10 protein-coding genes and 1 riboswitch are annotated in these 22778 nt (G+C 59.9%); of the genes, 8 read left to right on the top strand and 2 right to left on the bottom strand.

The window, feature by feature from the left end; translation table 11 throughout:
- Positions 1-3: 3 nt before the first annotated feature.
- Positions 4-6225: a S8 family serine peptidase gene (locus tag GE073_RS21415; protein ID WP_194843437.1), complete on the top strand. Its 6222-nt coding sequence runs from the start codon at positions 4-6 to the stop codon at positions 6223-6225.
- Positions 6226-6283: 58 nt separating this feature from the next.
- Positions 6284-7054 (top strand): imm11 family protein, encoded by a 771-nt coding sequence (locus tag GE073_RS21410; RefSeq protein ID WP_153784297.1) that lies wholly within the window; start codon positions 6284-6286, stop codon positions 7052-7054.
- Positions 7055-7580: 526 nt separating this feature from the next.
- Here GE073_RS21410 and GE073_RS21405 read toward each other — a convergent pair.
- The gene (locus GE073_RS21405) at positions 7581-9341 is read right to left on the bottom strand and encodes a DUF11 domain-containing protein (RefSeq protein ID WP_153784296.1); all 1761 of its coding nucleotides are present in this window, start codon (positions 9339-9341) and stop codon (positions 7581-7583) included.
- The gene (locus GE073_RS21400; protein ID WP_228551699.1) at positions 9341-16060 is read right to left on the bottom strand and encodes a DUF7507 domain-containing protein; all 6720 of its coding nucleotides are present in this window, start codon (positions 16058-16060) and stop codon (positions 9341-9343) included. The genes GE073_RS21405 and GE073_RS21400 overlap by 1 nt, the downstream gene beginning before the upstream one ends.
- A 244-nt stretch (positions 16061-16304) precedes the next feature.
- Between GE073_RS21400 and GE073_RS21395 the strand changes: the two genes are divergently transcribed.
- The 6 genes from GE073_RS21395 (at position 16305) to purS (ending at position 22776) form a co-directional block, all read left to right on the top strand.
- A complete protein-coding gene (locus tag GE073_RS21395; RefSeq protein WP_153784294.1) occupies positions 16305-16874 on the top strand; it encodes a nitroreductase family protein in 570 nt (189 codons plus the stop codon).
- A 488-nt stretch (positions 16875-17362) separates the two neighbouring features.
- Positions 17363-17462: riboswitch (purine riboswitch) on the top strand.
- Between the two features lie 185 nt (positions 17463-17647).
- The gene (purE, locus tag GE073_RS25625) at positions 17648-18136 is read left to right on the top strand and encodes a 5-(carboxyamino)imidazole ribonucleotide mutase (RefSeq protein WP_028598677.1); all 489 of its coding nucleotides are present in this window, start codon (positions 17648-17650) and stop codon (positions 18134-18136) included.
- Between the two features lie 44 nt (positions 18137-18180).
- Positions 18181-19365, top strand: coding sequence for a 5-(carboxyamino)imidazole ribonucleotide synthase (purK, locus tag GE073_RS21390; RefSeq protein WP_228551908.1), 1185 nt, complete (start codon positions 18181-18183; stop codon positions 19363-19365).
- A 36-nt stretch (positions 19366-19401) separates the two neighbouring features.
- Entirely contained in the window at positions 19402-20697 is a 1296-nt protein-coding gene (gene purB / locus GE073_RS21385) for an adenylosuccinate lyase (protein ID WP_153784292.1), read from the top strand.
- 123 nt (positions 20698-20820) lie between these two features.
- A complete protein-coding gene (locus GE073_RS21380; protein ID WP_028598680.1) occupies positions 20821-21720 on the top strand; it encodes a phosphoribosylaminoimidazolesuccinocarboxamide synthase in 900 nt (299 codons plus the stop codon).
- An 813-nt stretch (positions 21721-22533) separates the two neighbouring features.
- Positions 22534-22776 (top strand): phosphoribosylformylglycinamidine synthase subunit PurS, encoded by a 243-nt coding sequence (gene purS / locus GE073_RS21375; RefSeq protein WP_028598681.1) that lies wholly within the window; start codon positions 22534-22536, stop codon positions 22774-22776.
- The last annotated feature ends 2 nt before the right edge of the window (positions 22777-22778 follow it).

Below are 22778 nucleotides of genomic sequence, written 5' to 3'. Positions count from 1 at the left end.
TTCTTGATTAAAATAAAATACAAAAAGTGGATTTCTTCGTTATTGTTCTTTCTTTTGATTTGTACAATGATAAACCCTGCTATTATAGCTTCAAATATTTCGAATAATGAAAACATTTCAAGTGAGTTGGTTGTTACGGATAGTACATATAACCTTGATTCTTCTGTTACCGAAAACATTTATAACACTAGAAGCTATTTTGTTAAGTTAAAAAATTCCAAGCAAGATAAACTTGAATTCGTTAATAAAAAGAAGTTGAAAAAATTTAAACATAAGATTCTTAAATATGCCGATTCTATTGAAATTGAACTGACTGAGCAAGTCGCTGCTCAAATGTCGGCGGATCCAGAGGTCTTGCTTGTAGAAGAAAACTCAATAGCTTCAATTTTGTCTATAGATAAACCTAATAAAAATAATTCTGAAGTTCGTAAAATCAAAAATAACACTGAGATTATTCCTTGGGGATTAAAGGCCATAGGAGCTGATATGGCAAAAAACAAAGGGAATTCTGTGAAAGTAGCGGTTCTTGATACGGGAATCTCCAATCACCCGGATTTGAAAGTGGAGGGTGGAATATCCTTCGTTGAAAATGCTTCCTCGTCGATAGATGACAACGGTCACGGAACGCATGTCGCGGGGACAATTGCTGCAAAAGATAACAAGCAAGGAGTAGTGGGCGTTTCTCCCAAGGTGGACTTGTATTCCGTGAAAGTTCTAGATGCTTCTGGGGCGGGAACTTACTCAAGCATTATTCAAGGAATTGAATGGGCTATAGATAACAAGATGGATATAATTTCAATGAGTTTTGGTGGTGCTGAACCTAATGTTTCTTTACACGAAGCCATTATCCAAGCCTCAAAAAAAAACATCATACTCGTGGGGGCGGCTGGGAATTTAGGTTATGGAAGCGAGAATGAAGTTTACCCCGCTAGATATGATGAAGTAATTTCAGTTGCTGCTGTTAATAAAAACTTTAAACGAGCAAGCTATTCAAGCACCGGATCTGGAGTTGATATTGCAGCTCCCGGTGCTGAAATCCTCTCCACAAGCAATCAGGCTGATTATGCGACGCTGTCCGGTACGTCAATGGCCGTTCCTCATGTAACAGGGGCTGTGGCTTCTCTATGGTCTCAAAACAAAAAATGGACTTCCCAACAAATTGTAAACAGACTTTACATGACCGCCACCCCTATGGGGCAAAAGAGTGAATACGGTTATGGAATACTAAATCTGGCAAGAGCGCTTGGTGTAATCGACCATCCAATTCCACCTTTTGAGGAAGAGTCTTCATTTAACATTAATGCTTGGGATACTAGAGTACTTGTACAGTTAAATCGTTTAATAGATCTGCAGTCATTTGCTAAAGAAGCCGGATTTAAAGAACTTGCTTCCCAGATGGAAGAGAAAATTAACTACCTTAATGAATTAAATAAAAGTCTACATGAACTTCCGATTGAATTTTCTCAAATTTATTCAAAAGAAGAAGTAATTCAGCGCAGCTATGACGAAAATGAATACTTCAAGTTAAATAGCCAAGCTTTTCAGGAATTAGAGAACGAATATAAAACTGCAGTTTCGACATATCAAACAATTCTCGAACGACCGGCTGTCGGATTAAATGGAATCAAAGCTTCTGACCTGAGTGTTCAAGAATCTAAAACTGTGACCGTTCAGTTTCCGGAAACGCTTGATAATTCCTACAACAGAAGCCAGACCATCTCGATTCCTAATCTGACTAGCATAGACGGTATTACTGTCTCAAATGGATCTGTCTCCTACGCTGTTTCTGGAAGTAATGTGACCGTGACGGTCGGTGGAGGGAGTCCTACTCGTACAGCATATAACGGCTATAAATTTCAACAATTGAAATCACTCACTGTATATCGAGATCGATTAGGTGAACTGCCGCCAACTTGGAGTATCGATGAAAACGGGTATAAAGGAGATATACCTAAAACGGGAGAACCTTACGCATATACAGGAAGCTACACCTCGTCGGATACCAAAACGGTTAATACAGTGGAATGGGGCACGGTCAATACGGAATTCCCTCCTTATAAATCCTATGATCAGGATGGATATAAAGGTCCCCTATATAAAACAGGAGATAAGTATCAGCTTTCTCAAACCCAGTATGGTTCTAGAGACAGTTCTTCCAGTTCGGGCTTCGCTTCATATATCATGTACGATGACGGATCATATAAAGGCGCCTTATATACAACAGGTTCCAGCTATGTCGTTTCTGGTGCATATACACCATCCTCCAGTCAAAGCTTTACCGGAAGTTGCAGCAATAATGTCGTCAATACTTACCGGTATGGAGTGCTTCAAAATTCAAGTTCCGGATCATGTCCATCGAGTTATTCCATTAACTCGAATGGCTACGTAGGTTCAATTCCTCAGTCGGGGTCAGCCCAACTGACCTATAATTCGGGATCTTGCCCATCGACAGCGGCTAGTTGCACGCAAACAAAGACCTATGTTCAAAATTACGCCGGTACGTTGTCAAAGCCGGCTGTAGATACGAGAACATGGAGACAGGACTATCGAGGAACGGTCTATAGCTACAATTATTATCAAAATTATCGAGGAGATGTCACACGTCCTGAAGTAGATACTAGAAAATGGCTTCAAACGTATGAAGGGCACATTTATAAGGGAGGTACCGATACTTTCTATTCGTATACGGTCAACATCAACGCGACGGTGACTCCTCCAGACGTCACTCCTCCCTCAACGCCAGGAAATCTATTCGCTAGAAACGTGACTTCTTCAACCGTTACGCTTCAATGGGATGCTTCAACCGACGATTCGGGAGTGCCTGGATATAACGTTTACAAAAACGGAGTTTTTGAGCGGACATCTACTGCGGCAGTGGCCCAAGTTAGTAATTTATCAGCAAGCACATCTTATCAATTTAGTGTTCGAGCCATTGATCGTTCGGGGAACCTGTCCGCATATAGCAACACGATAACTGTGACCACCGCCGGTCCCAGCTATGATAATTCTCCAATATTATCGAGTGGCTCGTCTGTGGATGTTGATTTACCTTCAGGCAGCTTCAATGTTTATCGAATCATCCCATCAACAAGCGGAACCTACTCATTTACAACGGGACCTTTTGGAGGCACTGGAAGTTCCAATGATACTTATTTGGAGCTTTATTCAGATTCTCAATTAACTAACCGGATTGCTTTTAATGATGACTACAACAGTACTATGTTCTCCCATATCTCGACCATGTTGACGAGCGGGACCATTTATTATCTAAAGTTAAAAGGGTACGAATCTACTGCTGTTCATGCCAGGCTGAGTGTTACCCAGACCCAAGTACTTCAACATCAAACGATGCTTCTCGACCAGCCGATTGATGTTGAGAGTCCAGCAGGAACATTTAAGACCTATCAGTTCACGCCTGCAGTTACCGGGAGCTATCGGATTTTTACGAATTATTTTATGGGTGCCAACTCAAGCGGAACGAACGATACTTATCTATCCTTATACTCGGACTCCGCGATGAGTAATCATGTTATTTCAAATGATGATTCAAATGGTACGGTGTTTTCAACGCTCACAACTACTTTAGAGGCTGGGAAAACCTACTACATTAAGCTCCGACACTATAATACAACGACTTCTATTAAAGCAAGATTGATGGCGACAGTAGGACTGCCTTCGTTCACTATCTTGGATCTAGGTAGCAATTCATCCAAGAGCATAAGTACACCGGTAGGCACTCCAGCTTATTTTTCCTTTACAGCACCAGACAGCTCTTTATACCGCTTCTATACTTCATCGTATCAAGGAGTAGGATCGAGTAGCAACACGGCGCTTCGTCTTTACCGGGACCAAGCATTGACAAGCGAATTGGCATACAATAATGACCTTGTCAATAATCCTTATGGTGATCAATTTTCCAGTATTGAGTTTTCTCTTACAGGTGGCACCACTTATTATATTAAAGTGGAATCGGCAGACAATACAGGGATTTATGCGAATATCACAGTTGAGAAAGATTCTGACGGGACAAGAGCCGGTGCAACTCCGGCCAGCTGGGAGCAAATATACACAAATGAACTAAGCTCTAAGTTGGACAAGGATTATTTCCGAGTCGATGTCTCAGAGCCTATGGAAGTACACTTGAATATTACGGCCAATAAAGTTACCTTGTACGATTCCGTGGGAGATATTTACGGACTATTTCTACCGAATGATTTAGAAAGCTTTACTCTACCAACAAGCGGAGTATACTACGCATTGGTTGAATACTATTCAGATATTGAGACAGCTGCTTTAAGTGCTCAATCAAATCCGGTAGTGAATCTGTCAGTCGCTCTATCTGTATATTCGGATGGAATATCCATTGCGAATGTAAGAGCTCAAGCCATTAGCACTTATTATGTCTCTAACAAGCAGACAGGCGTTATGTTCGGTTCTGATGGGGCATCTTCAATGGGGACTACTGGGTATTTAGATGGTACAAATACGGTCAATTATGCCAATATTAAATATTCATATTGGAGTTCTCATAACAATACAACGATTCAAGTATTAAACCAATTTGGTAATTTAGTCTATGAAGAAACCGTAGGATATCGAGCCGGACAAACCATGAGTCCTGGCGGTTACGCGATTCCTAGCACTTATTATTTTAAATGGAAAGGAGAATTAAATCGTAATACCAGCCTAGCTGTACCTTATGATACGGATTGGGATGGCTATCCAGATAAAAATCTTGCTCCGAACGGTATTTATTATGTTGTTATCAAGCCTACTGATGCTCCCGGAAATTCTCATCCTACGATAGCCAGTTTAAGTGTGATCAATGATTCAAATTATCTAACCAAAACAATTCTTCCGCCTCCAAAAACAATGAAGAATGGTGTGGTTATTACATCATCAAACAAAGGAAAATGTGAGGTATGTCTTAAATACTTTATCAAGTATGTTTGGGATCGTGGAGGGAGTTTCCCGACTCCTCAACTGACTCAATATGATGCATGGCTCAGAGGAATTTACGGTCTGAACGGTCTTGAAAAGTTTTGGGCATACACAGAATCCTTTGTTTATAACCCTAATCAGTCCGTAATGGATAATTTGCAAAGACTGATTAGCTATGGGGGCTTTATTCCTGTATTAGGAGCAGGTCCTGACGGAATTAATTCGGTTTTATACTTGATTCGAGGGCAAGAAGCAAATGCTGCATTGTCAGCAGTAGGAATGGTGCCTTTTTACGGAGATTCTATTCTTGGAGTAAGGGTTTTTAAACAGATCTACCGCTTTAATCCTTGCAACTGTTTTGCCGCGGGCACTGAGGTTGACACTGAGACGGGGCTAAGGCCGATTGAGACCATACAGGTAGGTGACCGTGTATGGTCAAAGAATCCGGATACAGGCGAGGTTGCGTTCAAACGGGTTGAGGCGATCTATACTCGCCAAACAAATGAAACCTGGACGGTTTATTTCGGAAATGAGTCTTTAAAAACCACCGATCTCCATCCTTTCTGGATAAAGGGAAAAGGTTGGGTTTACGCAAGGGACTTAAAACCTGGTGACGAGTTGGAAAGTCGAACGGGCGCATTCCTTACAGTAAAAAAAATTGTACAAGCTTCTGAGAAAATAACCTTGTATAATTTTAGTGTAGAGGATTTCCATACCTACTACGTTTCTTCGATTGGAATTCTGACTCATAATTCTACTTGCATTCCAGCTTCTATTTATGAAGCTCGTGTTGCTGGTAAAATTAAGTCCACGATGACGGGAAGCACTCCTTCTGAAATTTTAAGAAAAGAGCTTCAAAGCGCAAATCTGATTCCGGACGCTGCAGAAGGAAGTATTTCAAGTTGGCAGGCGCACCATATTGTTCCGGCGGGTGCTTCAAATGTGAAAGATGCAAAAGATGCAAGGGATACTCTTGTAAATGATTTTAAAATTGATATCAACTCAGCGGCAAATGGGATATGGCTTCCGAAAGTAAAAGGAGAAACATTTTATGCTATGCAGGATTGGGATGGAGTTACCGTTCAATTAGCGACACATAATGGCGGCCACACAACAAGTTATTATTCTTATGTTAATAAAAAGCTTTCGGACACCTATTTGAAATATGGTCCATCTGGCATGAACCTTCCGCTTGCAGATCTTCAAAGAGAGGCGCAGTTAACTTTGCAAAGCATCCGAAAGGACTTAATCGAAGGTAAAATCGCAATCGGAAAAGTTAAGTAATTAATTTAAATAATATCTGGAGGTGTGTGACTTGCGAATCTGGAGTTTCTCTTACGCGATGGACAAAGGATACGACTTATTGGAGTTCCTAAACGATGACTTTAACTTTAACCATCATTTTAACGGTAAACCGATGAAAGAAGATTGGGTTCCATTCGAGGTGAAGACCATCTCGAAGAAAAGCTTGCCTACCGATTGTACAGGAGTGGGGGGGACTCCTATCATTTCTGATAGGGCATTGGCCGTACTGCAACCGATCATTGACCGCAACGTCGAAGCGCTGCCGTTCATTCATCCGGAGAAGCCCTACTATGCCATCAACGTGACGACGGTGTTGGAAGCTCTGGATTACGAGAAAGCGATCTACACAAGAAATCCGAGATATCCGCAGGTAATTACAGATATTGAGCGATATGCTTTTCGTCCAGAGATCATCGGGGACAATGCTATATTCAAAACTCCTGAGTTTCGTGGAACCGAAGTCTATGTCACCGACACGTTCAAGCAAGCGGTTGAAGCCGCGGATTTGAAGGGCTTTGCTTTCTTTCTCCTATGGGATTCGGAGCAAGAGGAACAAGGCGGGGCGGCAACGGAGACGGAACCAGAAGAGGTCGGCGAGCAATTTTCCTTTGACGAAGCGCAGAAGCGGATCGAGGACGGAACCGTCGTGGCGAGCGGAGAATGGAGGCTGAAGAAGGACGGGGACGGAGAAATCCTGCTCGGTCGCCTCTACGCGAACGGAGAGCTGTCGTGGATCGCACCGATCTATTACCCGCCGATCCTGCTCGATTTGAAGTGGTATGTCGTGAGGGGGGAGGAAAACCTGTAACGGCAGTTGACGATTTTTACAAGCTCGGCCCGTGAACGATTCACGGGCCGAGCTTTTTATTACGCGTTCCCAGTGCCAGGCGGCAGAGCTTCCTAACGTCAAAATTGCCTTTAGGGAGAGCGAAACAGCGGCTGTGGAGCTTCCTGACGACAAAATTGCCTTTAAGGAGAGCGAATCAGCGACTGAGGAGCTTCCTAACGACAAAATTGCCTTTAGGGAGAGCGGAACAGCGGCTGAGGAGCTTCCTAACGACAAAATTGCCTTTAGGGAGAGCGGAACAGCGACTGTGGAGCTTCCTAACGACAAAATTGCCTTTAAGGAGAGCGGAACAGCGACTGTGGAGCTTCCTAACGACAAAATTGCCTTTAGGGAGAGCGGAGCAGCGGCTGCGGCGCAATCCTTGACCCATTCTCATGAATGGATCACGGGGCGGCCAAGCTGCGAAGCGCAGACTGACACGATCCGGCGGAGCGCTCCCTCGGCAGCGGATCGGCGAATCAGGGGCTGCTGCTCGTGCCCGCCCCCCTCACTCCTGCTGCGAAACGATCCGCACTCGGTAGCGCGGAGCGAGCGCGACGCCGCGGTAGACGCGCCCCTCCAGCTCGTAGCTCCAGCTGAGCGCGGCGGTGCCGACGATCTCGCCGTCGAAGACGATCCCGCTGCCGCCGGCATCGCTGCCGCCGAGGCCGGAAATGCCTGCGATCCCGCCGCCGCCGAAGTCGGCGGCGACGCGGCCGCTGTACCGCACCCGATGCACGCTGCCGGGCAGCAGCCGGCCGAGCTGCAGCCCGTCGGCCAGCACCGCCGCCGGCGCGCCGTCCAGCCGCAGCGTTTCCGGCAGCAGCTGCAGCCCGTCGGGCACGAAGCCCGAGAGGAAGCCCTCGGCGGGCTGGCTGCCGATCGCGCTGATCGCGATCTCGATGCCGACCGTCTCGCCGGGCTCGCTGACGGTGCGGTCGGCTGCCGCCGCGACGCGGAAAGCCGCTGCCGTCACGACGGTCAGCGCCGGTCCGGCCGCGACCTCGCTCTCGACCGGCCGACCCGCCCCCGCGCTGAAGCGGACGACCGCTTCATTGCGCAGCGGGAGCGGCTCGGAGCCCGGCCGTCCTTGGAGCGGCAGCACCTCCGCCCGGTAAAACGCCGTGACGGGAGCTCCCGGCGAGACGAAGCCGAGCGCCAGCCCGCTCTCCAGGCTGCCCGCCGATGCCGGCGGCGCTTCGCCGTCCACCCGCAGGCTGCCGGCCAAGTACCTCAGGCCGGCTGGCAGCGGATCGGCCAGCACCGCGTACAGCGGCGGCCCGGACGGCACGCTTGCCGTCACGACATAGCTGAGGATGTCGCCGGGCGAAGCCTGATGGGCGTCGACCCGCTTCGTCGCCTCGGGCGGATCCGGCGGATCGGGCGGATCGGGAGGTACGATCGTCAGCCGGACGGGGTTGGACGCGACGGCTTCCGGCTCCCCGTCCGCCGACACGTACTCCGCCGACGCGGAGGCGAGCTGGCCGGAGGCGGCAGTCGAGACGACGGTCGCCGCGAACGACAGCCCTACTTCGGCGCCGGCCGCCAGCTCGCCGACGAAGATGCCGGCGAGCGGATCGGCGTCCGGCAGGCGGACGCCGTTCAAGGTGACGCTGCCGGGGATGAACGCCACGCCCGGAGGCAGCGCGAACCGGACGACGATGCCGGTTGCGGCGGAGCTGCCGCTGTTCACGAGCCGCAGGACGTATTCGGCGGTTCCGCCGACCGCGACGGGGTCGGGGCCGGCCGTCAAGTACGCGGCCAGCGCGGCCGGGCGCACCGGAATCGAGAGCGCCGCCGGCTCGGCGCCGACTGCGAGCACCCGCCCGCTCGGCGTGCGGAATGTCGCCGAGCCCCACGCCTCGTTCACGAGCGCGCCTCCCGGCACGGGGCCGGTCACCAGCGCCTGAAAGCGGAACGAGGCGCTGCCGCCGGGCTCGAGCAGGCCGAGGTAGATGCCCTGCGCCGGATCGGCGCCGGGCAGCAGGCCGCCGCCGAGGACGACGCTGCCGGGCACGAACGAGGCGCCGGGCGGAATGCTCGCTCCGGCCGTCAGCTCGCCGGCGAGATTGCCTTCGTTGAAGGCGGTCACCGTATAGGCGACGATGCCGCCGACGGCCGCCTCCGCCGTCGAGGCGGTCAGCTGCAGCCGGATGCGCGGCCCTGCGACGAAGGTGACGACCGTATTGGAGTAGGCGGCGGAGCTGACGACGCCGGACTGGAAGCGGACGGTCGACTGGTTGTGCAGCGGCTCGAGCGGCGGCGCCATCAGGAGCTCACCGCCGTCACCGTCACCTGGAACGTGACGGCGACGGACGCGCCGGCGGCGATCGTGCCGACCGCGATGCCGGACGCCGGGCTGGCCGCGGGCTGCGCCGCTCCGTTCACCGTGACGCTGCCGGGCACGAACGCGGCCCCGGCCGGCACGGGGTCGACCAGCACGACGCTGCTGACGGTCGAGATGCCGCTGTTCGTCACGGTCATCGTATAGGTGAGCGTGTCGCCGACGACGGCGTCGATCGCCGAGGCGCTTTTGACTACAATGACATCCGGCGAGGAGACGGGAATGACGAGCGTGTTGGAGAGGACGCTCTGCGTCAGCGTGCGTCCGTCCGGCGGGCTGAACGTGAACGAGCCGGTCGCCTGGTTGCTGAGCAGCTGCGGATTCGGCAGCGAGTTGACGTTCACCTGCAGCGACAGGACGATGACGGCGCTCGCGCCCGGCGCGAGCACGCCCGCCGCGATGCCGGCCGTTGGATCGGCGCCCGGCTGCGGGACGCCGTTCACGAGCACGCTGTTCGGCACGAAGTCGGAGCCGGCCGGCGGGCTGTCGAACACGGTCAGACTGGCCGGGTAGTTGCCTGTATTGGTCGCGGTGACGAAGTAGGTGACGGTGTCGCCGACGGTCGCCTGCGTCCGGTCCGCCGACTTGACGAGCGCGACGATCGGCTGGTAGACGGGCGTAATGACCGGATTCGAGATCGAGCTGCCGGCGAAGGCGCCTGAGGTGAAGGCGGCCGAAGCGCTGTTGGTCAGGCTCGGCGGCGTCGGCAGTCCGTTCACGAGCACGTTGAAGGCGACGGCGACCGAGCCGCCCGGAGCGATCGTGCCGACCGGGATGCCGGTAGCGGGGTTGGCCGTCGGCAGCGAGGCGCCGCCGACGGTGACGCTGCCGGGCACGAACGAGCTGGCCGCAGGCACCGTATCCGACAGCACGACATTCGCGATATTTTCGATGCCGCTGTTGCTCACGAGCGCCGTATAGACGAGCGTGTCGCCGACGACGGCGTCGCCGGCGCTGACGCTTTTGACGACCTGTACGTTCGGCGAGCTGACCGGGATCGTCACCGTATTGCTGACGGCGCTGCCGGTGAGCGTGCGCGAGTCGGGCAGCGTGAAGGCGAAGGAGGCGGTCGCCTGATTGGCCAGCTGCTGGCCGGCCGGCAGCGACTGGATCACGACGGAGAACATGACGCTGACCGGCGTGCCGTTCACGACTCCGGCCGGGATGCCGGTCGCCGGATCGGCGCCGGGAACCGGCGAGCCGCCGACGATGGCGCTGTTCGGCACGAAGGCCGTGCCTGCCGGGATGACGTCGAACACGGTGACGCTCGCGCCGTAATTCCCGGTATTGCTCAGCAATACCGTGTAGACGACCGTGTCGCCGACCGTGGCGTTGACGGCGCCGGCCGATTTGACGGCCGCGACGATCGGCTGATAGACCGGCGTGACGACCGTATTGGAAAAGGCCGCTCCCGAAAACGTCCCGGTCGTGAAGCTGGCCGAAGCCGTATTGGAGATCTGCGCCGGAGTCGGCAGCGAGACGACCTGGAGCGAAAAGGTAGCGGTGGCGCTTGCGCCTGGCGCCAGATCATGCACGGGCGCTCCGGCTGCGGGATTCGCGGCGGGGTTCGCGACGCCGTCCACGGCGTAGCTGCCCGGCACGAACGCGGTGGCTGGCGGCAGCGGATCGGTGAGCACGAGGCTGCCGAGGGTCGTCGCTCCGCTGTTCGTGAGCACGATCGTGTACGGGATGATGTCCCCGACCGAGGCGGCGCTCAGCCCGGCGCTCGCGGCCAGCGTCAGATTGGGCGCCGACACCGGGATCGGCAGCAGGTTGGAGCTCGTGCTGCCCGTCAGCGTGCGGCCGCTCGGCAGCGTGAAGCTGTAGGCGGCCTGCGCCTGGTTGACGATGACCTGCGGCACGGGCAGCGAGACGATGTTGAACGAGAACGAGACGGCCACGCTCTGGCCGGGGGCGGCGACGCCCGCGGAGATGCCGGCGCTCGGGTCGGCTCCCGGCTGGGGGACGCCGCCGACGATGACGCTGTTCGGAACGAAGGCGGTTCCCGCCGGAACCGGATCGGTTACCGTCGCCAGCGCGGCGTAGTTGCCGCTGTTCGTCAGCGTGACCGTATAGCTGATCGTATCGCCGAGCGTCGCGCTCGCCGTTCCGGCGGTCTTGACGGCGGCCAGGCTCGGCTGGTAGACCGGCGTCGAGACGAGCGCGGACAGCGCGGAGGCGGCGAGAGCGCCGGAGGTGAAGGCGACGGAGGCCTGGTTGCCGACCGCTCCGCTCGCCGGCACGCCCGTCACCGTCAGGCTGAAGGCGACCGTGGCGCCTGCTCCGGGCGCGAGCGTCCCGAGCTGGATGCCGGCCGCGGGCGTAGAGGCGACCGGGATGCCGTTCACCGTGACGCTGCCCGCCGTCAGCGCCGTGCCGTCCGGCAGCGGATCGGTCAGCACGACGTTGTTGACCGGGTCGATGCCGGCGTTGACGACGGCGATGCTGTACGGAATCGAGTCGCCGACGGCGGCGTCCGCGGCGGTCGTCGTCTTGACGATGGACACGTTTGGCGGCGAGACGGAGACGCTCACGGCGTTGGACACGGCCGTCCCGCCCAGCGTGCGCCCGTCCGCCGTCGTGAACGAATAGGTCGCCGACGCCTGGTTGACGTACGTCTGCGGGCTCGGCAGCGTCGCCGCGGCCAGCGAGAACGTCGCCGTCAGGCTCGCGCCGGGCGCGATGCTGCCGATGCTGAACGGAGCCGCCGTCGGATCGACGCCGGGCAGCGGCACCCCGCCGACGGCGAGGCTGTTCGGCACGAAGCTCATGCCGGCCGGGAGCGTGTCGGCAAGCGAGACGATGCCGGCCAGATTGCCGCTGTTCGTGACGACGACGCTGTAAGCGACCGTATCGCCGAGCGTCGCGGACGAGCGGCTCGCCGATTTGACGAGCGCGATCTGCGGCTGCGTGACCGGCGTATTGGTCGCGTTGGAGGCCGACGTGCCGGAGAAGCTGCCGGAGGTAAAGCTGACCGTCGACTGGTTGATGATCTGCGATGGGATGGCCATCGTAACGTTCACCTCGTATTGGACGGCGGCCGAAGCCCCCGGTGCCAGAGTGCCGAGCGGAATGCCGGTGGACGGCGATGCGGAGGGGAGCGCGCTCCCCGAGACGACGACGCTGCCAGGGACGAACGCGGTGCCGCCCGGCAGGCTGTCTGCCAGCACGACGCTGTTCACCGGCGAGGCGCCGTTGTTCGTGACGATCACGGTATAGACGAGCGTATCCCCGACGACGGCCACGGTCTGGTTGAAGCTGGCAGCGGCCGAGACGCTCGGCGAGGAGACCGGCAGCGTCACCGTGTTGGAAGCCGCGCTGCCGATGACCTGGCGGCCGCCGGGCAGCGTGAAGGAATAGCTGCCGCTGGCCGAGTTGCTGGCCGTCTGCGGGGAAGGCAGCGAGACGACGTTCGCCACGAACGCGACGGTGACGGAGGCGCCGGGGGCGATATTCGGCAGATCGATGCCGGCTCCCGGATCGAGGCCGGGATTGGGCGCTCCGTTCAGCGTGACGGTATTGACGGAAAACGCGAGGCCGGAGGGCAGGATGTCCTTCACCGTAAACGGAGCGGCCGCGTTGCCGCTGTTGCGGATGACGAGCGTATAGGTGAAGGAATCCCCGACGGTGAGCGAGGCCGAGCTGGCCGACTTGACGATGGAGAAGACCGGCTGGACGACGGGCACGGACACGGCGTTCGAGACGGATGCGCCGGCGAAGGCTCCCGAAGCGAAGGCGGCCTTGGCCTGGTTGGCGACGGCGCCGGAGGCCGGGATGGCGTTCACGGCCGCCTGGAACACGATCGTCGCGCCGCCGCTCGGGACGATCGTGCCGAGCGCGATGCCGGTATTCGGATTCGCCGACGGCTGGGCGATGCCGTTCACGGTGACGCTGCCGGCGACGAAGCTCAGCTCCGCCGGCAGCGGATCGGAGACGATGACGTTCTGGATCGGCGATCCGCCGCTGTTGAACAGGACGACCGTGTAGGCGATCGTGTCGCCGACGGCCGCGGCCGGGGCGCTCGCGTTTTTAGTCAGCGTGACATTAGGCGAAGAGGCGGGCAGCGCGACGGTGTTCGACACGGCGCTGCCGCTCAGGCTGCGTCCGCTCGGCAGCGTATAGCTGTAGGCGGCCGAAGCCTGGTTGGCCAGCTGCGGCGGAGACGGCAGCGAGGCGAGCGTCAGCTGGAACGTGACCGCCCGCGAGCCTCCTGAGGCGATCGTGCCGGCGTTGATGCCGGACGCGGGATTCGCGGCCGGCGCGGGCACGCCGCCGATCGTGACGCTGCCCGGCACGAAGGTCGAGCCGGCCGGGATCGGATCGGTGATCGTGACGGCGGCGGCGATGTTGCCGCTGTTCGCGGCCGTCATCGTGTACGTGACGGTATCGCCGACGACGACTGCAGCGGCGGAAGCCGATTTGGCCAAGGAAACGACCGGCTGATAGACCGGCGTCGCTACGAGGTTCGACAGCGCCTGCCCGCTCGCCGTGCCGGAGCTGTACGAGGCTGCCGCCTGGTTGGAAAGGCTGCCGCCGGCCGGCACGGATTGCGCGGCCGCCTGGAACGCGACGGCGACGGAGGCGCCGGGGGCGATCGTGCCGACCGCGATGCCCGCGCCGGGAACCGCGGTCGGCCGCGCCGCGCCGCCGACCGTGACGCTGCCCGCAACGAACGCCGTCCCCGTCGGCACCGGGTCGGTCAGCACGACGTTCGTCAGCGCGGTGCCGCCGCTGTTCGTGATGACGCTCGTGTAGGTCAGCGTCTCGCCGACGGCGAGATCGGCCAGGCTCGCCGTCTTGGCGACGCTCACGCTCGGCAGGCTGACTGGGATCGTGACCGTGTTCGAGGCGGCGGAGCCAGACAGCGTCCGGCCGTCCGGCGGCTGGTACGTGTAAGCGGCGGTCGCTTGGTCGACGAGCTGCGGCGGCGCGGGCAGGCTGTTCACATTCACCTGAAAGGTGACGGTCGAGCTACCGCCGGCGGCGATGCTGCCGATCGCGACGCCGGCCGGCGGGTTCGCGCCCGCGATCACCGTCCCGTTCACCCGGAAGCTGCCCGTCACGAAGCTGCTGCCGGCGGGGATGTTGTCGGTCAGCGTGACGGACGCCGCGATGCTGCCGCTGTTGGCGGCGACGATCGTATAGGTGATCGTGTCGCCTACGGTCGCGGCCGCGGCGCTCGCCGTCTTGGCGAGCGAGAGGACGGGCGCGTATACCGGCGTCGACACCGTATTGGACGGGATGACGGCGGTGATCGTGCTGCCGCCGGCGATGCTGACGAACGAGAACGAGGCGCTCGCCGTATTGTTCAGCTGCGGCGGGCTCGGCAGCGCGGTGACGGTCGCCCGGTACGTCGCCGTGATGCTCGTGCCGAACGCCAGCGTGCCGATCGCCACGCCGCTGCGGATGTCGGCGGTCGGGAGCGCGGTCCCGCCGACCGTCACGCTGCCCGCGACGAAGCTGAGTCCGGCAGGCAGCGGATCGGTGAGGACGACGCTCGTCACGTTGGCGGTGCCGCTGTTCGTCATGACGACGGTATAGGTGAGCGTGTCGCCGATGACGGCGCCGGCGGCGCTGGCGCTTTTGACGACGGTGACGCTCGGGGAGTTGATGTTGATCTGGAGGCCGCTGGCGTTCAGGATGTAGGCGTCGCCGGAGGTGGTGAGCGTGAGGACGGCGCTCGTCTGGCTGTTGACCAGGCGCGGGCTGATGTCCACGTTGGTGATGTCCCAGCCTTGGCGGCCGCCGACGATGTTGGTGCCGGGCGCGCCGTTGGTCTGGTTGCGCGTCCCGAACGTGCCGGTCGTATCGAGCAGGCCGGCGTCGTTGTTGATTTGCGAGGCGAAAAAATTCGCGGCCAGATTGTTCGGCCCCGAGAGCGCGACGAGCGAGGAGGCGGTCGGGCCGAACAGCGCCTGGTCGCCGGTCCGGTTGGCGTCGCCTTCCTGGGAGCTGAACAGCGCCCGGGCGCCAAGCGCTCCGGACACGGGAGTGGCGAAGCCGGTGATCGGCGTCGTCGTCGAGCCGGACGTGGTGACGAGCACCGACCCGACCCGCAGCGACAGGTTGCGCAGCGGCAGCGAGGCGTTGCTGTAGATGACGGCCAGCGTCCAGCCGCAGTGGTTGGCCGTCGAGTCGCCGCTGACGACGATCGTGCCGACCGCGCCGCCCGTCGTGTAGGTGCCCGCTCCGCCGGCCTGAACGAGCGGAGTGACGTTGGCGGTCCGCACATAGGCCAGCACCCCGGTGCCGAGCGCGATGCCGGTCTGTGCTGTGACGCTGTCCGGCGAGACGGAGCTCGCTCCGACTGGCGTCGTGAACGTGACGGGGTTGTTGATCGCCGACGTCAGGTTGGCGCTGCCGTTCACATAGGTGCCGCCCCAGATGAGCTCCGCGTACAGGACGGTGCTGCCTGCGGGCAGGACGAGCACGGCCGACGAGCTGTTCAGCGTGTAGGCGTCGGTCGTGCCGGCAGGATAGCTGCCGTACTGCAGCGCGGTGTTCGTCGTGATGAAGGCGCCGATGCTGTCCTGCGTGCCGGGCACGCCGACCGTATCGGAGCGGCTGAGGCCGAGCGTGTTGCCGGTGAACGTCATGGCGCCCGCCGCGTTGAAGATCGCTCGAACGAGCAGTGGAATGGTCATCACCGCCTTGCGGATAAAGTCTTGGACGAGGCAGGACGAGCCTGCGCAGAAAGCCGATCGTAGACATCCGTCGCCAAAATAGCCGTCGTTCAACTCTATGCCGCGCGTCCTCCATAGTTGTTTGACTGCTGAATAATTAACTTTGCCCAAGGTTTCCACGGATCGCCCGGCCCGTTATAATAGAAGAAGCAATGTCCGAATGCATGGATGGTCCGGACCTGACTTTGCAGAGGAGGGGAAGCGGATGGAGCTGCAGCAAGCGATCCGGCAGCGGAGAAGCATCGGCAAGGTGCTGGATCTGCCGGTTGAGAAGGAGAAGATCGAGCGCATTCTGGAATCGGCGGTATGGGCCCCCAATCATCACCATACGGAGCCGTGGAAGTTTTTTGTCATGACGGGCGAAGGGCGGCGAGTGCTGGGCAGCGCTTATGCCAATGCGGCGCTCGATTCGCTGGCTGGACTGGATCCCGAGGAAAAGGAAGTCCGCCTGTCGCGAGAGGAAGCGAAGGCGATGCGTGCCCCGGTCGTCATCGCGGTCGCCTGCTCGCCCTCGACGAATCCCCGGGTCATCCGCTCGGAGGAGTTCGCGGCCGTCCATTGCGCCGTGCAGAACATGCTGCTGACGGCGCATGAGGAAGGGCTCGGCGCCGTCTGGCGCAGCGGCGAGCCGATGCATCATTCGTCGATGAAGTCGGCGTTCGGGCTCAAGGACGGAGAAGAGCTGGTCGGCTTCATCTACCTCGGCTATCCGGGCATGAACGTTCCGGAAGGGCGGCGCATCGCGGCCAAGGACAAGACGTTCTGGATGTCCTGACGTTCAAAATGGTTCGGATGGGGAGCATGGGCCGGTGCGGAACGATCGTTTTCGTGTCAGCTAACATCACATCCCCTTGAATGGAGATGTTCGGTTTTAAGGCGATGGAAGCCAACCTGCCATATTCGGCAGGTTGGCTTTTTTAGACCGGTTCGGCGGACCCGGGCCTGCCCTCTTCCGTCGAAAGCGCTTCCTGCCGTGCGGCATCCAGAGCTTGCGGGAGGCGGAAAAGCTTGTGTCGCTGCGGCATGTCCCGTCGAAACGAAGCGCCAGGAAGCGGCCTCTGAGAGCGGCAGCAGCCTTCAGGACGGAAATGTTGAAAGACGAACTATAGATGGATATTATCTTAGCAATGTTCGCTTTCTGCAGTTGACAGTGCCAAGTCGGATTGGTACACTAGGAAAGCAAAGCGGGGCAGCCGGGTTTGGCTCGCCTCGCAGATGTCGAATCTTGGAATAGGGCGAGCAGGGACGCGCGGCGTCCGGCTTGCCCGATAATCGCATACTCCTCGTATATATTCGGGAATCGGCCCGAACGTTTCTACCCGGCGACCGGAATCGCCGGACTACGGGAAGAACCGAAGCTCCGCATAGGCGCTTCGGGCAGAGCGGCGCCGTTTCCGGCGCGCGTGTTTCGGCGCCCGGCCGCCGCGCCGCTCTGCGATCCCGCAGGCTGGACGGCCCTCCCGCCCTCTCTTCACGAGAGGGCGGAGCGTCTTTCGTTCCGCGGGATTTTTTTGTACCTCCATAATCAGGCGAAGGCGGGATGAAGAGATGGGTGCAAGCGTAGGCGTCATCATGGGCAGCAAGTCGGATTGGGAAACGATGAAGCTTGCATGCGAGGTGCTGGACGAGCTCGGCATCGCCTACGAGAAGCGGGTCGTGTCCGCCCACCGGACGCCGGACCTGATGTTCGACTACGCCGAGAGCGCCGCGGAGCGCGGGCTCAAGGTCATTATCGCGGGAGCCGGCGGAGCGGCTCATCTGCCCGGAATGGTCGCGTCCAAGACGCCTCTTCCGGTCATTGGCGTACCCGTCAAGTCGTCTGCGCTGAGCGGGATGGACTCGCTGCTGTCGATCGTGCAGATGCCGGCCGGGATTCCGGTCGCCACGGTGGCGATCGGCGCGGCCGGCGGCACCAACGCCGGCCTGCTGGCGGCGCAGATGCTCGGCGCCTTCGACCCGGCCGTGCAGGCGCGCGTCCAGGCGCGGCGGGATGCGACGCGCGAGCGGGTGCTCGCGAGCGGGGAGGAGCTGCTGTGAGCGCGCCCGGCAAGGACGCGGCGCTCGGTCCCGGCGGAGCGGCGGTGACGCCGGAGCAGGCCCGCGTCGTCTTGCCCGGCGCGACCGTAGGCGTGCTCGGCGGCGGGCAGCTCGGCCGCATGCTGGCGCTCGCCGGCAGCGCGATGGGCTATCGCTTCGTCGCCCTCGATCCCACCGAGGACGGCCCGGCCGCCCAGGTCGGCGGCGGCATCCGCGCCGCGTACGACGACCGCGAGGCGGCGCGGGAGCTGGCGGAGCGCTGCGACGTCATCACCTATGAGTTCGAGAATGTCGACGCCGGCGTCGCCGCGATGCTGATGGAGCAATCCTATGTGCCGCAGGGCAGCGAGCTGCTCTACACGACGCAGCCTCGACTGCGCGAGAAGCGCGCCGTCGAGGCGGCGGGCGCGCGCGTCGCTCCCTATGCGGAGATCCGCAGCGAGGACGAGCTGCGCGAGGCGGCGGCCCGGCTCGGGCTGCCGGCCGTGCTCAAGACGGCGACCGGCGGCTACGACGGCAAGGGCCAGTGGGTCATCCGCAGCGAGGAGGAGATTCCCGCCGCCTATGCCGAGCTGTCGCGGGCGGGCACGGATCTCGTGCTGGAGCAGTTCATCCGCTTCGCCAAGGAGCTGTCCGTCGTCGCGGCGCGCAGCTCGCTCGGCGAGGTGCGGGCGTTCCCGGCCGCGGAGAACGTCCACGTGGACAACATCCTCCACTTGTCGATCGTGCCGGCGCGGGTCGCGCCGGACGTGCTGGCGGAGGCGGAGCGGCTCGCGCTGCGCATCGTGGAGCAGCTGGGCGCGGTCGGCCTCGTCGCGGTCGAGCTGTTCCTGACGGAGGACGGCGAGCTGTACGTCAACGAGCTGGCGCCGCGCCCGCACAACAGCGGCCATTATACGATGGAAGCCTGCCGCACCTCGCAGTTCGAGCAGCATGTGCGCGCCGTCTGCGGGCTGCCGCTCGGCGATCCGTCGCTGCTGAGCCCGGTCGTCATGGCCAACCTGCTCGGCCAGCATGTCGAGCCGGCGATCGCCCGGCTGAGCGTCCGCGACAGCGAGGCGGAGCGCCTCGGCGTCGCGCCCAAGCTGCATCTGTACGGCAAGGCCGAGGCCAAGCCGGGCCGCAAGATGGGCCATGTGAACGTGCTGGCGCCGGATGCGGACGCCGCGCTTGCTTGGATTCAGGGAACCGGCATCTGGCAGGCGGAGAACGAAGCGATCGGATCCTAGGCAGTTCAATTTATAGACAAGGGTGTGGAAGACAACATGCTGGAGCGTTACAGCAGGCCCGAGATGCGGGCGATCTGGACGGAAGAGAACAAATTCAAGGCGTGGCTGGAGGTGGAGCTCTGCGCCTGCGAGGCGTGGGCCGAGCTCGGCGTCATTCCGCGGGAGGACGTCGCCGCGCTGCGCGAGAAGGCCGGCTTCGACATCGACCGGATCAGCGAGATCGAGCTGGAGACTCGCCATGACGTCATCGCCTTCACGCGCGCGGTGTCCGAGACGCTCGGACCGGAGCGCAAGTGGGTGCATTACGGCCTCACGTCGACCGACGTCGTCGACACGGCGACGGGCTATCTGCTGCGCCAGGCCAACGAGATCCTCGAGCGCGACGTCGTGAATTTCATCGAGATCCTGCGCGGCCAGGCGGTCGCCTACAAGGATACGGTCATGATGGGCCGCACGCATGGCGTGCATGCGGAGCCGACGACGTTCGGCCTCAAGCTGGCGCTCTGGTACGAGGAGATGAAGCGCAACCTGGAGCGCTTCCGCCATGCGGCGGACGGCGTCCAGTACGGCAAGATTTCCGGCGCGGTCGGCACGTACGCCAACATCGACCCGTTCGTCGAGGAGTTCGTCTGCCGCAAGCTCGGCACGAAGCCCGCGCCGATCAGCACGCAGACGCTGCAGCGCGACCGCCACGCCGAGTACATGGCGACGCTGGCGCTGATCGCCACCTCGCTGGACAAGTTCGCCACCGAGATCCGCGCGCTGCAGAAGAGCGAGTTCCGCGAGGTCGAGGAGCCGTTCGCCAAGGGCCAGAAGGGCTCGTCGGCGATGCCGCACAAGCGCAACCCGATCGGCTGCGAGAACATCTCCGGCCTGGCGCGCGTCATCCGCGGCCACATGATCAGCGCCTACGAGAACGTGCCGCTCTGGCATGAGCGCGACATCAGCCACTCCTCCGTGGAGCGCGTCATCCTGCCGGACGCGACGATGCTGCTCAACTACATGCTCAACCGCCTCGGCAACATCATCAAGAACCTGCAGGTGTTCCCGGACAACATGAAGCGCAACATGGGCCGCACGTTCGGCGTGCCGTTCTCCGGCCGCGTCATGACGATGCTGATCGACAAGGGCTTCAGCCGCGAGCAGGCGTACGACACCGTGCAGCCGCGCGCGATGCAGGCTTGGGAGGAGCAGCGCCAGTTCCGCGACATCATCGCGGAGACGCCGGAGATCACGGCCGCGCTGAGCGCGCAGGAGATCGACGACGCGTTCAACCCGAGCTGGCATCTCAAGCATGTCGACACGATCTTCCGCCGGCTGGAGCTGATCTAGGGGGCTTTTGCGGCGGCGGGCACCGTTCGCTCGCTAGGGATCGTCCGCTCGGACGGCTGCAGGCTCGCTCAAGCGACCCATCGTTTTCGCTTCATCCATCTCGCATTGGCAGGAGGAACCATCATGGCTGCAGCAACGGAGGCGCTATCGACGGCGGCAGGCCTCATCCAGGCGCCGCTGCTCTATAAAGGAAAGGTCCGAGAGCTCTACGATCTCGGCGAGCATTACCTGATCGTCGTCACCGACCGCATCAGCGCGTTCGACTACGTGCTCGATCCGCCCGTCCCGGACAAGGGCAGCGTGCTCAACCGGCTGAGCGCCTACTGGTTCGAACAGACGGCCGCGATCCAGCCGAACCACGTCGTCCATACGGATGTGGAGCGACTGGGCGAGCTCGTCTCCGACAAGGACGCGCTGCGGGACCGCATCATGGTGACGCGCAAGGCGGAGCGGATCGACATCGAATGCGTCGTGCGCGGCTACATCACCGGCGGCGGCTGGCGCCAGTACGCGGCGACCGGCGAGATCAACGGCATCCCGCTGCCGGCGGGCCTGCGCAAGAACGAGCGCTTCGAGCGGCCGATCTTCACGCCTGCGGCCAAAAACGACGTCGGCCACGACGAGGACATTCCGTTCTCGCGGATGGAGGAGCTGGTCGGAGCGGACGTCGCCGCCCAGCTGCGCGACCGCAGCCTCACGCTGTACGAGTTCGCGCATGCGCGCTGCCTCGAGCAAGGCATTCTGCTGGCCGACTGCAAGTTCGAGTTCGGGCTCGTCGATGGCGAGATCATCCTGATCGACGAGATCTTCACGCCCGACAGCTCGCGCTTCTGGGCGCAGGACAAGTACGAGCTCGATACCGAGATCGACAGCATGGACAAAGAGCCGGTGCGGACGTATCTGCTCGGCTCCGACTGGGACAAGGACAGCAAGCCGGCGCCGCTGCCGGAGCCGGTCGTCGCCGCGACGACCGCCCGCTACCGCGCCATCTACCGCGCCATTACCGGCGAGGAGCTGAGCTGACCGCTATTCCGCGGAGCCGCAGCCGGATTTTGATCGGGCTGTATGCACCCGGGGGCTCGAAGCAGAGGCTGTAACCCGGAAAAGTCCGGTTGCAGATGCTCGGAGGCCTGAGGCAGGCGCTGCAACCCGAGAAAATCGGGTTACGGGAGCCTGGGGGCCAGAAGCGGGCGCTGTAACCCGACAAAATCGGGTTGCAGGGTGCCCGGAGGCCAGAAGCAGGCGCTGCAGCCCGAAAAAATCGGGTTGCAGGGCGCCAATTGAGCAACTCGGCACCAGCAGGCGGTCTGCGGTCGGAGTTGTGCGGAAAACCCGAGTAACTCAGCACCAACAGGCGGTCGACGGTCGGAGTTGCGCGGAAAAACCGAGTAACTCGGCACCAACAGGCGTTCGACGGTCGGAGTTGCGCGGAAAACCCGAGTAACTCGGCACTAGCAGGCGTTCGACGGTGGGAGTTGCGCGGAAAACCCGAGTAACTCAGCTTCGAGGAGCGCGACCGGTAGGCGTTAAGTCGAAAAAATCGAGCTGGTGAGCATTACGCAGGGAGCGGAGGGGACGGAAACCTCTTGGAGAAGCGGCAGCGGTTCCCTTGAAGGCCGGATTCCTTACGTTTCGGAAAGGGAGATCGAGGAATCTGGGCTTCAGCGGAATCGGAAAGAGGTTCCGTCCCCGGAGCGGCGTCAGCGGATAGCTCCGGCGGCCCCAATCGTTCCGCCGCCCGCCCATCAGCCCGCAAGCAGCTTCACCCGACAAACATTCAGCCCGACGAATCTTCAACCGCCTTGATAATCAATCCACTCAAGAGGAGTTGCCACGATGAAAGCAACCGTATACGTGACGATCAAGCAAAACGTGCTCGACCCGCAAGGAACGGCCGTCCAGGGAGCCCTGCACAGCATGGGCTTCGCGGAAGTGGACAAGGTCCGCATCGGCAAGTACCTGGAGCTGACCCTGGACACGACGGACCGCGCCGAGGCCGAGGAGCGCGTGCGCGCCATGTGCGAGAAGCTGCTGGCCAACACGGTCGTGGAAGACTACCGCTTCGAGCTGGAGGGCTGATC

Origin of the sequence: Paenibacillus sp. B01 (genome assembly GCF_009649995.1) — a bacterium.
GTDB lineage: Bacteria > Bacillota > Bacilli > Paenibacillales > Paenibacillaceae > Paenibacillus_O > Paenibacillus_O pasadenensis.
The sequence above is the reverse complement of the archived record's forward strand: the minus strand, read 5'-3'. Positions and strand labels throughout refer to the sequence as shown.

What these genes read in the sequence shown, in the direction of transcription:
- GE073_RS21400 (WP_228551699.1), bottom strand. Translation starts at nt 16,060, where the DNA reads ATGACCATTCCACTGCTCGTTCGAGCGATCTTCAACGCGGCGGGCGCC.
- GE073_RS21410 (WP_153784297.1), top strand. Translation starts at nt 6,284, where the DNA reads ATGGACAAAGGATACGACTTATTGGAGTTCCTAAACGATGACTTTAAC.
- GE073_RS21380 (WP_028598680.1), top strand. Translation starts at nt 20,821, where the DNA reads ATGGCTGCAGCAACGGAGGCGCTATCGACGGCGGCAGGCCTCATCCAG.
- purE (WP_028598677.1), top strand. Translation starts at nt 17,648, where the DNA reads ATGGGTGCAAGCGTAGGCGTCATCATGGGCAGCAAGTCGGATTGGGAA.
- GE073_RS21405 (WP_153784296.1), bottom strand. Translation starts at nt 9,341, where the DNA reads ATGGCGCCGCCGCTCGAGCCGCTGCACAACCAGTCGACCGTCCGCTTC.
- purB (WP_153784292.1), top strand. Translation starts at nt 19,402, where the DNA reads ATGCTGGAGCGTTACAGCAGGCCCGAGATGCGGGCGATCTGGACGGAA.
- GE073_RS21395 (WP_153784294.1), top strand. Translation starts at nt 16,305, where the DNA reads ATGGAGCTGCAGCAAGCGATCCGGCAGCGGAGAAGCATCGGCAAGGTG.
- purS (WP_028598681.1), top strand. Translation starts at nt 22,534, where the DNA reads ATGAAAGCAACCGTATACGTGACGATCAAGCAAAACGTGCTCGACCCG.